The sequence below is a fragment of the Pseudomonas sp. IT-P294 genome, assembly GCF_949767865.1.
Lineage (GTDB): Bacteria > Pseudomonadota > Gammaproteobacteria > Pseudomonadales > Pseudomonadaceae > Aquipseudomonas.
The window spans coordinates 236,085-250,229 of sequence record NZ_CATKQW010000044.1 but is presented as its reverse complement, the minus strand read 5'-3'; the positions used below and the strand labels follow the sequence as shown (position 1 = coordinate 250,229).

9 protein-coding genes are annotated in these 14,145 nt (G+C 57.6%); 3 read left to right on the top strand and 6 right to left on the bottom strand.

The features are described 5' to 3' along the window. The first annotated feature begins 327 nt into the window (after nucleotides 1-327). Entirely contained in the window at nucleotides 328-5,145 is a 4,818-nt protein-coding gene (locus tag ACM6I0_RS23950) for an NEL-type E3 ubiquitin ligase domain-containing protein (RefSeq protein WP_414923444.1), read from the top strand. Between the two features lie 47 nt (nucleotides 5,146-5,192). Here ACM6I0_RS23950 and ACM6I0_RS23945 read toward each other — a convergent pair whose 3' ends face one another. The 6 genes from ACM6I0_RS23945 to ACM6I0_RS23920 form a co-directional block, all read right to left on the bottom strand. After that, nucleotides 5,193-6,410, bottom strand: a complete 1,218-nt coding sequence (locus ACM6I0_RS23945) for a hypothetical protein (RefSeq protein WP_414923443.1) — start codon at nucleotides 6,408-6,410, stop codon at nucleotides 5,193-5,195. A 50-nt stretch (nucleotides 6,411-6,460) separates the two neighbouring features. Beyond that, nucleotides 6,461-6,961, bottom strand: coding sequence for a CS1 type fimbrial major subunit (locus ACM6I0_RS23940; protein WP_414923442.1), 501 nt, complete (start codon nucleotides 6,959-6,961; stop codon nucleotides 6,461-6,463). A gap of 15 nt (nucleotides 6,962-6,976) precedes the next feature. Next, nucleotides 6,977-7,717 (bottom strand): molecular chaperone, encoded by a 741-nt coding sequence (locus tag ACM6I0_RS23935; protein WP_414923441.1) that lies wholly within the window; start codon nucleotides 7,715-7,717, stop codon nucleotides 6,977-6,979. A 43-nt stretch (nucleotides 7,718-7,760) separates the two neighbouring features. Continuing rightward, nucleotides 7,761-9,026, bottom strand: coding sequence for a hypothetical protein (locus ACM6I0_RS23930; protein ID WP_414923440.1), 1,266 nt, complete (start codon nucleotides 9,024-9,026; stop codon nucleotides 7,761-7,763). Between the two features lie 31 nt (nucleotides 9,027-9,057). Then, complete coding sequence (locus tag ACM6I0_RS23925; RefSeq protein ID WP_414923439.1) at nucleotides 9,058-11,580, bottom strand: TcfC E-set like domain-containing protein; 2,523 nt, start codon at nucleotides 11,578-11,580, stop codon at nucleotides 9,058-9,060. A 109-nt stretch (nucleotides 11,581-11,689) separates the two neighbouring features. Continuing rightward, on the bottom strand, nucleotides 11,690-12,175 hold the full coding sequence (locus tag ACM6I0_RS23920; RefSeq protein WP_414923438.1) for an adhesin: 486 nt from the start codon (nucleotides 12,173-12,175) through the stop codon (nucleotides 11,690-11,692). Between the two features lie 499 nt (nucleotides 12,176-12,674). On the opposite strand from ACM6I0_RS23920, the gene ACM6I0_RS23915 reads away from it, so the two are divergent. Then, nucleotides 12,675-13,253, top strand: coding sequence for a PadR family transcriptional regulator (locus ACM6I0_RS23915; protein WP_259156627.1), 579 nt, complete (start codon nucleotides 12,675-12,677; stop codon nucleotides 13,251-13,253). Then, the gene (locus ACM6I0_RS23910; RefSeq protein WP_414923437.1) at nucleotides 13,250-14,035 is read left to right on the top strand and encodes a siderophore-interacting protein; all 786 of its coding nucleotides are present in this window, start codon (nucleotides 13,250-13,252) and stop codon (nucleotides 14,033-14,035) included. The genes ACM6I0_RS23915 and ACM6I0_RS23910 overlap by 4 nt, the downstream gene beginning before the upstream one ends. The last annotated feature ends 110 nt before the right edge of the window (nucleotides 14,036-14,145 follow it).

Genomic DNA, 14,145 nt, shown 5'->3' with positions numbered 1-14,145 from the left:
TATTCAACAGCAGGAATTCAAACTTTTACTTTGAGCCTTGGGCGTTAGGCTGATGCCTCTCTTCAACGCTCAAGGTTTAAAAAGATGCCTGAAATACAAGGAAGTATATTCAACGGCCCCTTGCAGGGGGCCGACGATACCAAAGGCCGCCATTACCCCTTTATAAAGAACCGGATCCACCCCACCTTCACCAGCGCTTCATTGCAAAGGGCCCGGGAGCTGAGCCTCACTCAGAAGGCAAACGGGCAATGGATAAAGAGCGCCAGCGACTTTGATCATGACCGGTTACAAGAAGCCAATCTCAAACTCTGGTCCACTCAAAACAGGGTGGATCGTTTTATCGATAAGTTACAAAACATCTATAAGTTCGCCGAACCGTTACTCACCGACGCATTAAGTAAACAGTACGACGTCAACGTGGACGTCAAGACGACGTATTTACACCTCTACTTGCCCAAAGAGCGCCCTTGGTATGTGGTTGACCTCTCCGGCGGTGTGGTGACCCGCACGGTTTCACTGCTGGACGCGGCGCTGCACAACTTTGCGCTGAGCGAAACCTGCGAACCCGACTCGGACTTCATCAGCCAGCCCGATGCGCGCGGGCACTTCGACATTCAACCCATCAAACACAAAATGTCCATCGCACAGTTCCAGGCGTTATGTCGCGAACTGGACATCGGCGCGCGCTACTCCCGGTACCTCAATGAACAGCTGCTGCCCAGTGACGGGCTGGCGCGGATTTTTTTGAAACGTAACGTGGTCGAGCACGAGAAAGCTGCGTTCAAGGCGGCTGCGCAACAGGCCGTGATGACCCATGACATCGACGCCGACGCTTGCGACCTGATCCTGAAAATGCTCGAGGGTCAGCGCAACCTCACCCGCAAGGGCCGGGTGATGCAATTCACTCAACTGTTCATGCAGGACAGCCTGCTGGCCGGGATCGTGTTGATCACCCCGGACCTGGAACGAACCCGCGACGTCGTGCCGATTTTTGCCTATGTCCCGCAAGACCCCGAGCATCCCCTCAAAGAATATCCGTCAACCGTCGCGTTCATGAATGAGCTGACTCGCCAGCTGCGTGACAACAAGGTCATCTCGTCGACCGCCATGACTTATCGCCAGTACTTCAGCCGGTTTGTCGACCAATCCGCGCGCGGGCATTTTTTCGGCGGATTGCAGCAACGTCTGTTCGAGATCAAATGGCATCCCAAAGAACCGCTGGACCCACGTCCAAGCTGGCGTGAAGAGCCGGTCAGCAGCCCCAATCTGCAGTTCAGCGCCGAACCGATCAGCGGTGACGTGTGGGAGTACCTCTATGAGCAGAAGCTGAACAAGATCTTCAATGATGCGCGGCATATCGCCGTGTCCACCGCCGACACCGATCGCAATGCCCGATGGGCCTGGTGGGAAAACTTCAAGAAAGTCGTCTCGGACCTCTTCAACGTCGCGCTGCTGGTTCTCACCCCGTTCGTCCCGGGGCTGGGTGAATTGATGATGGCGTACACCGCCTACCAGATCACCACCGACGTCATCGAATCCATCGTGGACCTGACACTGGGCCTGTGGATTGAGGCCACCGAACATATTGTCGGGGTTGTGACGGATGTCGTTCAGTTGGCCGCCTTCGCCGCCGGAGCGCAGATCGGACAGATCGCCCGCCTCAAACTCTCACCGCTGATCGAAGGTATGAAACAGGTGGAACTGCCCAGTGGCCAGCAACGCCTGTGGCATCCCGACCTCAAGCCCTACGAGCAGCCGAACGTCGAGTTACCGGCCGACTCCGTGCCTGACACATTGGGCCTGCATACCCACGCAAGCCAAAAGATTCTGCCGCTGGACAACACACTTTACGCCGTGCAAAAAGACCCGAAAACGGGCACCTACCGTGTCCGACATCCCCATCGCGGCAAGGCCTATTTACCCGAGCTGAAACACAACGGTTTGGGTGCCTGGACACATGAAGCGGAAAACCCGCGAGACTGGGACCATCCGACACTGATGCGACGTCTTGGATACCGCGTCGACGGTTTCAACGATGCACAACTGGAGCAGATTCGCATTGCCAGCGGCACCGAGGCGGCGGCATTACGCCGAATGTACGTCGACAACAGCGCACCACCGCCCTTGCTCACCGACGGCCTTGATCGCGCAGACATCCAGCAGCAAACCGAGCTGGCAATTGATGACATTCGCTACGGACGGCCAATCGATCCCGCTTCTTACTGGTTCGAACCGCTGGCGACTTACCTCGAGGGCTGGCCCTCGGACAAGGCCCTGAGGGTCTACGAAAACGCCGAACTGAGGGGCCGCTTTCGTACCTACGGTAATGCCTTGGCAAGCGACGAACAGACACTCGCCATCAGTCTGTCGCGCCTCATGCAGGGTGACCTGCCACAGCAACTCGTCGAGTTCCTGAGCGAAGAAGAACTTCAAGCGCTGCTCGGCCCGGGCGTCGCCAGGGAAGAACAGCTCCAGGCGCTGCGCAATCAACTGGCTGACGAGGCAGACCGCCTGCGACCCGATATCTTCAATCAGCGCTATCAAGCGTCACAAGCGAGCGCAAACCCGCAGGTCCAACAGCTGCGCGAGGTGGCTCCAGAGCTGCCGAGCCGAGCGGCAACGGTACTGCTCAACAATGCCAGCGGCGCCGAGCTCAAACGCATGACGTGGGACAAACGCCTGCCACTGGACCTGAAAAACCGGGTACGTGAAGCGGCGTTCGAAGCGCGGGCCAACCACGCCTATGAAGGCTTCACCGACGATGCGCGTTGGGGGCCGGAAACCGAGCGACTGGTGCTGAATGCGCTCAGGATTCACACCGATGCATTGGGCGATTTGCGTATCGACGTACGCCAGGGCACCGACATCGGGCCGCTACGATGCAGCGTGGGGGCAGAAGACGCGTCGGTCATCCGGGTATTGATCAAGGACGCCGGGGCACGCTACGAAGTGTGGGACGCCGACAACCAAAAATTGCATGACGCCGACGACTTTTACGAATCGGTACTCAACGCCCTGTCGGACGACAAACGCCTGCAACTGGGGTATCGACCCGGCCAAGGGGCCTCGTTCAAACAATGGGTACTGGTCAAAACCCAAGCCCCCGCCGAGCGCCGGATCGCGCTGGCAGAGCCGCCGATTCGCCCGGTCGGCGAACCGGACACTTTGTTGCTGTTGCGTGGCCCGGGCTTTTCCATACAAAGGGCCACCCTGGCGGAACGGGTGCAAGGCATTTACCCGCACTTGAACGAGCGCGAGATCAGCACCTTTGTCAGCTCGCTGGGCGAAGAACCTCAGGCGCGCAAGACCCTCGATAGGCTTGACCGCGAACTGTACGATCTTCAAGTCATACTCAAAAAATGGCGGTATCGCCAACCAGAAGCCTGGGGCCCGAATCATAGCGGGTTCATGAACGGTGGCGGGCTGCACATTTACGAGCGGCTCATCGCCTGTTTTCAAAGAAAGTCGATGGCTTTTGGCGAACGCAGCGCAACACTCGAAGGCGGGTATGTGCTGGACCTGTCAACGGAGTTCAACACCCTTGATCTTGAACTGTGGTGGCGCGAACTGCCTGATCTCAAGTATTACCTCGACCAGGTCAGTACGCTGAATCTGGACCGCACCGACTTTTCCACCAGCGCCACAGGGTTGTTGAAGGATTTCCCTAATCTTCGACAACTGAGTGCCCGAGGCTGCGGATTGGAAAAGCTCCCGGTAACGATTGGCAAAATGCATTTCCTTCGCACGCTGCGTTTGATGAACAACCGGATCCGGTTGAGCCGGGCAGCCGTCGAGCAATTACGCCATTTGACGCACATGGAAACGCTCAGGCTCGATGACAACCCACCGTTGGGTCTGCTGCCGAACGTCGAACGCATGCCGAAACTGAAGATTCTGAGTTTGAGCAACACCGGCGCAACCGCTTGGCCTGAAGGCCTGTTCGCAAGGCATCGCCCGCACGGGTTTTATCTGGACCTGATGCAAAATCCGTTGCGCGACATCCCTGTGGTTGTTCCCGGCTCGGACGCCGCGCGCCTCGTGGCACGCACGCGACTGTTTCCGACCGATCTTTCGGATACCAACCAGATTGTCTATACGGACTACCGGATGTCAGTCGGCATCAGCCCGGATAATCTGTACTCGGCTATCGCCGATCGTGCGATCGATCAGTGGCCTATGTCCGACGATTCCCAATGGTGGAGCCACAACTCTGCAGGCCTGGGAATCTTCAGGGTGGAAGCCTGGCATGACCTGATGACCGAGCCAGACTCCCAAGGGTTCTTCAGCTTGATCCAGAAGCAGACCGAATCGGCCGACTACCGCGCCGATGGCGAGCGGCGCAAACAACTGAGTGACCGTGTATGGCGAATGATCGAAGCCATTGACCTGGACAAGGCATTGCGCCGGGAGCTGTTCGATATGGCCACCGCCCCAACCACCTGCGGTGACGCCGGAGCCCAGGTATTCAACAACATGGGCATCAAAGTCCTGGTCAGCGAGGCCTATGCCCAGTCGACATCGACCGCGATCCTGGAAGGCAAGCTGGTGGCCCTGGCCAAAGGCGCCGCGCGTCTTGAACGGGTGGATGACATCGCCCGGGCTGATTTCTCCAGCCGAAAAGGTCATCCTGATGAAGTCCAAGTGTTTCTCGCTTACGAGACCGGCCTTGCCCAGCGTCTCGGTTTACCCTGGCAATCGCAGAGCATGCTCTATCGACCCATTGCCGGCGTGAGTACCAAAATGCTCGATACGGCCTTCGATACCGTGATGTCGATGGAAGGCGGCGACGGTTTGATCAACCACATGATCGAGCAGTCGTTCTGGGAAAAACACCTGCATGACACGTATCCCACGGAGTTCAGGCGCAATGCCCGGACGTATGAAATCAGAACCGATCAATTGGATGAATTGCGCGAGGCCCAGCGTTCCTGGGCGAATTCCAAAGGACAGGTGATTGCGCAAAGACAAGCGATCAAGAAGCGACTGCTGGACCTTGCCAACCAACTGAACGTTCAGGAAAACCGTGTGCTCACCGATGAAGAAATGACTGATGAGGTCTACGGCGGATTGCTGAACGACATCGGCTACGAGGAGAAACAGCTGAGCAGGCGGTTGACCCGACAGGCGCTGCTCAACGCCGGCTAACCGCCAGTGCCCTGAAGGCAAACAAACGCCTTCAGGGCATGCTGCGCTTATCCGATATCCGAATCCCAAACCACGGTGAAGTTTCCGGAATATTTGGAGGCCTCGCCCGGCTTCAACATGTAGTTCACGTAATAAGGTGCAATCTCGAAATGCAGAATGCCCGGCGCACGATCCAGGTAAAAACCGGGTTTGAATTCTTGTGCATTCACCTGCCCGATATGCAACGGACGACGCTTGACCGGTTGCCCGCTGGTATCCGTCAAGCCGTTCGGCAAGCTGACACTGAGTTGCACCACCGCGGCGCGTTGCGAAACGGGGTCGCGAATCATGCAATCGAACAATCCCGGAATGTCACACTCCAGATGCATCTTGAAACGGCTCGACGAAGAGATATTGAACGTCTGATCACGAAACAGTCGTGTCGGTTTACGCCCCTGAGCCAGCCAGGACTGCCAGCCACCTTCCGGGACCAGCTCCACACGATCACCGCCAGGAGGTATATCCACTTTCAAGGTGTGTTCGACCGTCAGGCTGAAGTTGAGGTTGATCAAATCGTCATCGGGCAACATGACATCACCCATATCAAAATCCTGCTGCGGCCCTACGGTGTAGTTCATGACGCCCCGGTAAGTGCCTGTCGACATCTTCAGCGGATCAGGTGTGACCAGCTCATATGAAAAACTGACATCCTGATAGGCAAATCCAAGCGTCTCGGGAATCGGTTGGTAAGCCCGTTTCGCACAGCTCCCCGCATTGGCCGGCACTCGCCAGAAAAACGCGTAGTAATACGCGCTCCCGTAACCTACGCCGCCATAATTGCACGGCGCAGGCGCATTGACCCAAGAGGCGTCCCAAACGCCGACAGGAAGCGGTTCCTTGATGGTGTAAGCCGCCCCTATGCCATTGACGCGCATCTTTACCGTCTCGGCCTTTCCGCTGCCATCATGGATGACCGTGACTTCCTTCCAGTACGACGGTGTCCGGAACATCGCGCCTTGACGCTCGGCATGCTCAGGCAGGATAGGCGCGATGGACCTGAAGCGAACCGGTAAAGCGATGCTGAAAACGCCATTTTCGCAATACGCCGGATGATCCTTGCAATACCCCCCTTGCGGGGTCGTGTTCTTGAATTCGTTGTGCATGGGCTTTGCCGGGTCAGGCCGAAACACGGCCGTCAAATCCACAGACACCGCGCCTGCCGACGCAGTAAATCCCCCCGTCAATACCAGCGCACTCAACTGGCTCGTTATTCTGATTTTGTCCATGGTTCATACAGTCCTTTTGGGTGCTTCTGTGCAAATCCGATGGGTGCGCATCACGCTCCAGGCAACACCGCATTGAAAATCAGATTGACGCTGCCAAAGTAATTTCCAGGCTTGTAAACGCCGTCGACCGGTGGAAATGGCACGACCTCCAGCAGCAACCGTTTACCCAACGCCGCTTCGCTCATCGGCAGCACTTCGCGGTTATCCAGCTCACTCAACAGAACGCCGTTGAACAGTACTCGCAAGCCAATGTCATGGGCATCAGTGCCGTTCGACAGATAAGGCCGACCCTCAAGCTTTGCTTCAATCGAGCCGGCCTCATTTTTCACATCGAAGTACTTGCGCAGACTGCCCAGTGTCGACGTCGAGAGGTTCCACGGCAGGCGTTGTTCACGATGAATCCAGCCAGGGTCAGAGGGGATCACGTAGAACGCCAGGGTCGGAATCGTCACGAACACGTCGAACGTGCGCGCTTCTCTGGCCGCGTAGGCCCACGAGCTTGCCAACAAGGCGGCAGCCAGCACGGGCATGACAGTCAGTTTCTTGAACATGGTCACCACCCGGGGTCAGCCCTTCACGTCTATTTTTTTGCTGCTCTCACCTTCGACCAAGGTGAAGCGGTACTCGCGGCCGGCCTGCTTCTCGAACTGAAACGTGCGACCAGCCAGAATGTGATGCTTGGTCGTTGGCTGGCAGTCCTGCTCGTTCTTGATCGAGCAATCCTTGAACTCGTCGATCACCACCACCGTGTTGCCGTTGTTGCGGATCCGGTAGTTGCCCGTCTCGTTCTCGATCGCGCTGTCGAAACGCGCGTCCTTGGGCCGCACGAAAAACACCGCACCGTAACCTGCCAGCACGGTGACCCCGGCGGACAATGATTTTTTGTAGTCTTCGCGCTCTTCGCTGGAAACGGCGAATTCGTCTTCCTTCTCTGGAACCACCGGTATGAAACGCACCCGGAAGTAGCGCTCCCGGTCGCGTTCCCCCATGTACAGCAACCGTGTGCCCTGCATGCCTTTGGCCGGCACGATCAGCCGCGCCGGACTGGCCATCAAGCCATCCCGGGCATTGCCGTCGGCCTGGGTCTTGAGCGGCACTTCGCGCGAGGTGCCATCGGCTTCATAGAGGATTTCAAGGATGTTGACCTTGACGAAGGCCGTGCTGTCGCCGCCATTGAATACGCGCTTCAAGTAGGTACTTTTGTCGCCGTCCAGGTAGTCGTAAACGGTCCCGATATTGATGCTCGGCGCGGCGTGCGCCAGTTGCGCGAAAAGATAAAAACCAAACAGTGCCAACAGGTGTTTCATCGTACTGAACCTCATTGAATTGAATGCTGCAAAGGGCGGCTCGCTAGATGTCTGAATCCCAGATCACCGTCACATTCCCGGAGTACTGGCGTTGTTGCTCGGGCCTTATCATTTGCGCGACTTCGTCGGGAGGAATCTCGAAGTGCAGCGTTCCCGGTCTTCGCTCCACATAAAAAGCCGGTTGAAATAATCCGGTGCCGCTGCCGTCACGCAACAGGGGGCGCCGTTCGACAGCGAGGCCGTTGGCGTCATTCAAACCCCGAGGCAGGCTGACGCTGACGTTCAGGGGCACGAGGTGGCCGGACACCAGCTCGCGTAATGAGCAGGACTTGCCGTCCTGGGTGTATTCACACTCCAGATTCATCTTGAAGCGCGAACTGGCCGAGATATTGAAGGTCTGGTCGCGGAACAGGCGTGTGGGTCTGCGCCCCTGCTGCAACCAGGCTTGCCAGCCGCCCTGCGGGACCAGTTCAATCCGGTTGCCGCCCGGCGGAATCTCGACTTTGAGGGTATGTTCGACTGTCAAGGTGAAGTCGAGCTGAATGATGTTGTCCGAGGGCGCGACGACATCGCCCAGATCGAAGTCGCCACCGGGACCGATCGAATAGACCATCGTCCCCTGGTAGATGCCAGTAGACATCTTCAGCGGATCCGGCGTGCGCAGTTCGTAGGTGAAATCCAGAGACTCATAACCAAACCCGGGAATGAGGAATTTGGCCTGCTTGCCACACACCGCTTCTGTAGGGGTCAGCCAGAAGAATTGGAAACCGGTGTGACCGTAATAGGTTGTGGTGCCTATGGCCACGCATGGCCCCGGCGCTGTCCGCCAGTCGCTTCCCCACAAGGCCGTATGCGCCCTGACATACTCCGTTTCCCCTGTCAGCTCCATCACGGAATCGCTGAGCCTGTAAACGCCACCCATCCCGGCAATGCGCACCTCGACCGTGGCGGGTTCACCGGTCTCGCGGTTCAACACCGTCAACGCTCGCCAGGCGGCTGGCGTCTTGATCATCGCGCCTTTACGTACGTCCGCTTGGTTGGGCTGGATCGCGCCTTGGACTCCAACATTCACGTGAGAACGCAAACTGAATACGCCGTAACTTTTGCAGATGGCGGGGTAAGCCCAGCAAAATCCTTCATTTCGCGTGGTGTTCTTGAACTCATTTTCCTGCGGGTTGCCCGGATCCGGGTTGAAAGTGGCAGTGATCTGTTTAGCCACCGCTCCCGCTTGCGACGGCGTGACAACCAGGCAGGCCGCAATGAAAAACGTTCTTGCCGTGCGCCATGGCACAGTCAATAAACTCATCATTTTGTGAACTCCAGACATTGAGCGGCCTTCATCAACCGGCGCTCTGCGCGGCATCACCCACATCCGCCAACGTGTCTGGCGTGCAGCGCAAATCCCCAATCATCAACACATTGTTTTCAGTTCGCCCCTGGCTAGGGTCCAGCCGGAACTGACACAGCAACTGATTGCCGTGGCGCACTTCCAGCGTCGGTGAGCCGGCGTTCATTTCCATGGAGAAGAACCCGTCCACCTCACTCACCCCGCGACTGGCGTGGTTGATGATGTGGTGGCCCTTGAGCGGATTGCCCTGAGGGTCGATCAAGCGACCGAGCACGGTGAGGGTTTGCATCACGCGAATTTGCCGATAACCCACACCGCCCTTGTTCAGGTGATAGCTGGAACGGGCCGGTTGAATGGTCGCGGCGGGGACGTCGGTGCCCTCGAAGTCGAAACTGACCGAGCTGCTTTTGTAAGCCGTGATCGGCACAAAATTGCGCCCGGGTTTGAGCACCGCACTGCCACCGCTCAAATCGTCGGCGCGCAGGATAATGCCGTCGATGTCCGATTCGACATCGATGATCATGCCGGCACCATTGCGGTGGTATTGGCTGGTCACGACCATTTTTTTACCGCCGACGGCCACGGTGCTATCCAGGTTCAAACCGCCGGTGAGGTCGTTGTTGAACGAGGAGCGCTGGATAAACCCGTCACCGTTCGCCAGGTCCGATTGCATCGACCCCATTGCGTTCAAACCGATACCGTAGGTGTCGCTGATGACCGTGGCCGAGACGTTTTGCAGCAGATGATCCTGCAAGTCTTTGCGGTAGGTGAGCGAGGCATTGTTATCGCGGCCACCGTCACGGGCGGTGCGCGTGCCGATGCTGCCGGAGATCTGCTCACCGGGGCCGCCCAACGCAATGTTCACACTTAAGTCGATGCCCCGATTACGGTCGTCTCCCGAGCTCACGCTGCCTGGACGATCGAACAGCGACAGGCGCCAATTGGCATCGCTGCCGAACAATCGAGAACGTTGGGTCCATCCCAGATCCACACCCGTGCCATTGGTGTTGCCTTCGCTGTGGGACACCCGGACATTAGCCGAACTCTTGCTGGTAATCCGGTGGTTTACCGATAACGACGAGTTACTGGTTTGCCCGATGAATACGTTGCGCTGCTGCACCCGCGTGCCGTCCGGCAGGGTGTCGTACAGCCGAGTGGTGTCGAGCCAGCTGCGGTTATGGCTGGCGACGAGGCTGCCGCTGCCATAGGAATAGAGTCCCTGCACATCGAGGCCGGTGCCGTAGTCTTCGGTTTTGTAGACGTTGGCGAAAAGGCTGGCGTTGTTGACGATTGCCCAGTCAATCGACGTGCCGTATTGCAGCGAGTCGCGCACCTGCCGCCCTGTCAGACCGAGGATCACACGCGGGTGCCACAGGAAGTTGAGCGCGGCACCGGCGGTCATGTCACCGTCGTCCTGCTGTTCCCAGTTGCTGAGCAATTTGGATTCGCGACCGGCGAACAGGTTGTAGCGCCAGCGCTCGTCATGATTGCGCCAATTGTTCGGTTTGTAGACCAGCTCCAGGGTGCTGGAAGTGATCTGGCCGTCTTCGATCAGGCGCACTTCCACTTCATAAATACCGCCGGGCAGCGGGCGCGTATCGAGGGTCTGCAACCCTGCCGGGACGGCCTGAGTGTTGATCAGCAACCCGTCGCGGTAAATCTCCACAGAACCCTGTCGATTGGCCGTGACATAGATCGGATAAACCGCCGGTTTCGGATTGTTGATCGCCAGGCTGTCGGAACTGCCATACATGACACCCAACGCGGTATCGGGGCTCGCGCCAAACGAACGCGGCTGACGGGTCAGGCCTTCGGAGTTGGGCGTGAAATAGCCCAGGCGCACAAAGTTGCCCTGCAATTCACGCTGGGTAAACAGCTCATGCACGGCGTGATTGGTCTGGTTGTCGACACCGCCCAGGCGCGACAGCTGCATATTGACCGCTTGGGTCCAGTTGCCCAGGCTGCTGCTGGCTTCCAGACCGTAACGACCACCGAGGTCCTGGTTCTGGCCACCATTGAGGTTCAATTGGTTGCGCACGATCAAGCCAGTGCTGCCGCCTTCGGGCAGGTTGTAATACTGCTGCACCTGATCGTCACGTTCGGCGTTTTCCGTGAGGATCGACACCAACGAGTTTTCGAGGCTGTAGTGCACGGCCAACAGTTGTTCGGGGCAATTGGCCTGGCAGGCGCCCAGCGCCACGCCTTGTTTCAGATAGTTGGCCCAGATCTCGCGTTCGCTGGGTTTGATAGTGCTGTCGCTGACATCATTGAAGTCAACTAAGGTAATTCGATCATCGCGGGTCAACACGACCATCGCCTCACCGAGAAACTGTTGATCAAGTTCCACGCGCACCGCCAGCGGCACATCAAAGAAGTGTTCTTCGAAGTCGCTCGGTAACCCCTTGGCTTGCGCAAGCAAACTTCGAGGTGTGTGGCCGTTGTCCGCTGGCGCGGCCAGGGCGGTTGCACAAAAACATAGGGCAAGCGCCGTCGCGATGGGAGTCATCGGGAACATGAACGAAATACTCTGAAGATAAATGCGTTGAAACCCGATCGACAGGCAGTGATGACCCATCGACCGGTAAGTGCTAACGAATAAGGCTGAGCCTTAAGTCATGGCTGACTTAGATGCGCGGAACGGCATCGAAGATCACGACTGGATTGGCCGTGTAAAGACCTGTCTGATTGTTCCCCGGCAGGGCGGCGGTAATCAACAGATCAGCCCGCATGCCCCCGTTGGATTCGGTATCGCCGACCACTTCTTTAGGCATACCGGTCAAGGTTACGCCGTTGAAGGCATAGGTCAGCGCGATGGTGCTGTTGCCGTTGTACAGGGGTTGCGGACCACCTTCCACATACGCATGGACCGAACCGAGGGTGTTGCGGATATCGTAAGCCGCACGCAGCGGGGCCAAGCTCTCGGTTATCACGTTCCAGGCCATATTTTCATCTTTACCGAAGTCAGGATTCACCGGTTGAGCGTAGAAATCATTGGTGGGGATATTCGCGCTGATGTTGATGGACGAGCGCGCTTCTCCCGCAGCGAACGCCATCGAAGAACTCAGGGCCAGGAGGGTCATCGGAACGGTGATTGCAAGCTTCTTGAACATTATTAAGTACCTGTCAGTTTCAAAGGATTGGGCCGAGAAAAGTCTTGAAACGCGAATACCACTCAACACGAAGATGGCGATTTCGCTTAACTTTCGACGCCGGAGAATGATCGTCAAATCCGTTGAGAAAGTAAGTACGTAACTTCCTAAGAACATGTAGTAACAACGACTTTCAAGTAGCAGGAAAAAAGTCAAAAAAACACTAACGGCACTGCTTTACCCTCAGAGAAATACTACACACAGTTCTAACTAAAAAAGCACACAGATATAAACTAACCCCGCCCCTGTAAGACCGGTACTACTTAACTACTGCCAGGCAATTAATGATAAGCAGACCCACTTACAATTAGTTCAATTACTCTAAAAAATCAATCGACTCATCATCCATTGCCCATAGTCTTTGAGCGCCGCTCAAGGGCGACCGTTGGTCCAGAACGCTTGCGCAAGCCATAAGATATATCTTAAGTTGTATCTAAACACGACGAGAGAAGACGCAAAAATGAGAGACCATCATTCCCATCGAGACCACGGCGACGTCCGCGACGGCTTCGAAAAACGTCCTGGCCCCGGCCGCGAACGCGGCGGTCGTGGCCCACGCGTATTTGCCCCCGGCGACCTGAAACTGCTGCTGCTGGCGTTGATCGCCGAACAGCCTTGCCACGGTTATGACCTGATCCGCCAGATCGAAAGCATGTTCGACGGCGCCTACAGCCCCAGTCCCGGCGTGATCTACCCGACCCTGACCTTTCTTGAAGAAAGCGAAATGATCCTGGGCGATGCCGAGGGCGGCAAAAAACGCTACAGCATCACCGACGCCGGACGTCAGTCATTGACCGACCAGGCCATTGCGCTGGACGGCGTGCGGATGCGCATCGAGGTCAGCAAGCGCTCATTGCGCGGCCAGGATCGGCCCGCCGAGATCCACGAGGCTGTGCATAACTTGCGTCACGCCTTGCAAATGCACCACGGCCGCTGGAGCCCGGAAGAAATCCTGCGGGTGCGCGACCTCCTCAACAACACCGCCAAAGCCATCGTCGACGGCCCTGCCGTTCAGCCCGTTCAGGAGAAAGCCGAATGACTGAAGTGATCGTGCAATCCATTCACCGTGTCATGCATGAAATCAAACGCCGTCGCCTGCAAGTATTGCGGGTGGTTGACCTGACGCCGCGGATGCGCCGGATTACGTTGGGCGGGCCGGAGTTGGCCGGCTTCGTCAGCCTCGGCACGGATGACCACGTCAAACTGCTGTTCCCGCAAAACGCAGCGGAACAAGCGGCACTGGAAACCCTGGTGCTCGGTGCTGGCAAGGACAACGGCCCCCTGCCGGCGATGCGCGATTACACGCCACGTCGTTACGACCTCGACACTCTGGAACTGGACATCGACTTTGTGTTGCACGGCGACGGCCCTGCCTCGACCTGGGCCGAGCAGGCGCAACCCGGCCAGTTCCTGCACATCGGCGGGCCACGCGGCTCGATGATCGTGCCGGACATGTTCGACAGCTACCTGTTGATCGGCGATGAAACCGCCCTGCCCGCTATCGCCCGGCGTCTTGAAGGCCTGGCGGCCAATCGGCGTGCGTTGGTGGTCATTGAAGTGGAAAACGGCGCCGAACAGCAAAAACTAGACAGCCCGGCTCAGGTCAACGTGATCTGGGTCCTGCGCGAAGGCGGCCGGAACAACCTGTTGAACACCGTGAAGCAACTGCACATTCCTGGCGGCAGCCTGTATGCGTGGGTGGCCACCGAGACCAAAGTGTCGCGGCAGATCCGTCGGGTGCTGCTCGATGAGCACGGCCTGAACGAGCAATTCGTCAAGGCGGTCGGCTACTGGCGTGCGGATGGCAGCGACGAGGAGTGATCGACTCCAGGGCGCCATCGCGAGCAAGCTCGCTCCCACAGAGGGCTCGGTTGTTCACAGATCATTTGCTCACAATCGATCCAATGTGGGAGCGAGCTTGCTCGCGATGG

Coding starts and splice junctions, on each gene's coding strand:
- ACM6I0_RS23945 (WP_414923443.1), bottom strand. CDS start 6,410: ATGGACAAAATCAGAATAACGAGCCAGTTGAGTGCGCTGGTATTGACG.
- ACM6I0_RS23925 (WP_414923439.1), bottom strand. CDS start 11,580: ATGTTCCCGATGACTCCCATCGCGACGGCGCTTGCCCTATGTTTTTGT.
- ACM6I0_RS23930 (WP_414923440.1), bottom strand. CDS start 9,026: ATGATGAGTTTATTGACTGTGCCATGGCGCACGGCAAGAACGTTTTTC.
- ACM6I0_RS23935 (WP_414923441.1), bottom strand. CDS start 7,717: ATGAAACACCTGTTGGCACTGTTTGGTTTTTATCTTTTCGCGCAACTG.
- ACM6I0_RS23915 (WP_259156627.1), top strand. CDS start 12,675: ATGAGAGACCATCATTCCCATCGAGACCACGGCGACGTCCGCGACGGC.
- ACM6I0_RS23920 (WP_414923438.1), bottom strand. CDS start 12,175: ATGTTCAAGAAGCTTGCAATCACCGTTCCGATGACCCTCCTGGCCCTG.
- ACM6I0_RS23910 (WP_414923437.1), top strand. CDS start 13,250: ATGACTGAAGTGATCGTGCAATCCATTCACCGTGTCATGCATGAAATC.
- ACM6I0_RS23940 (WP_414923442.1), bottom strand. CDS start 6,961: ATGTTCAAGAAACTGACTGTCATGCCCGTGCTGGCTGCCGCCTTGTTG.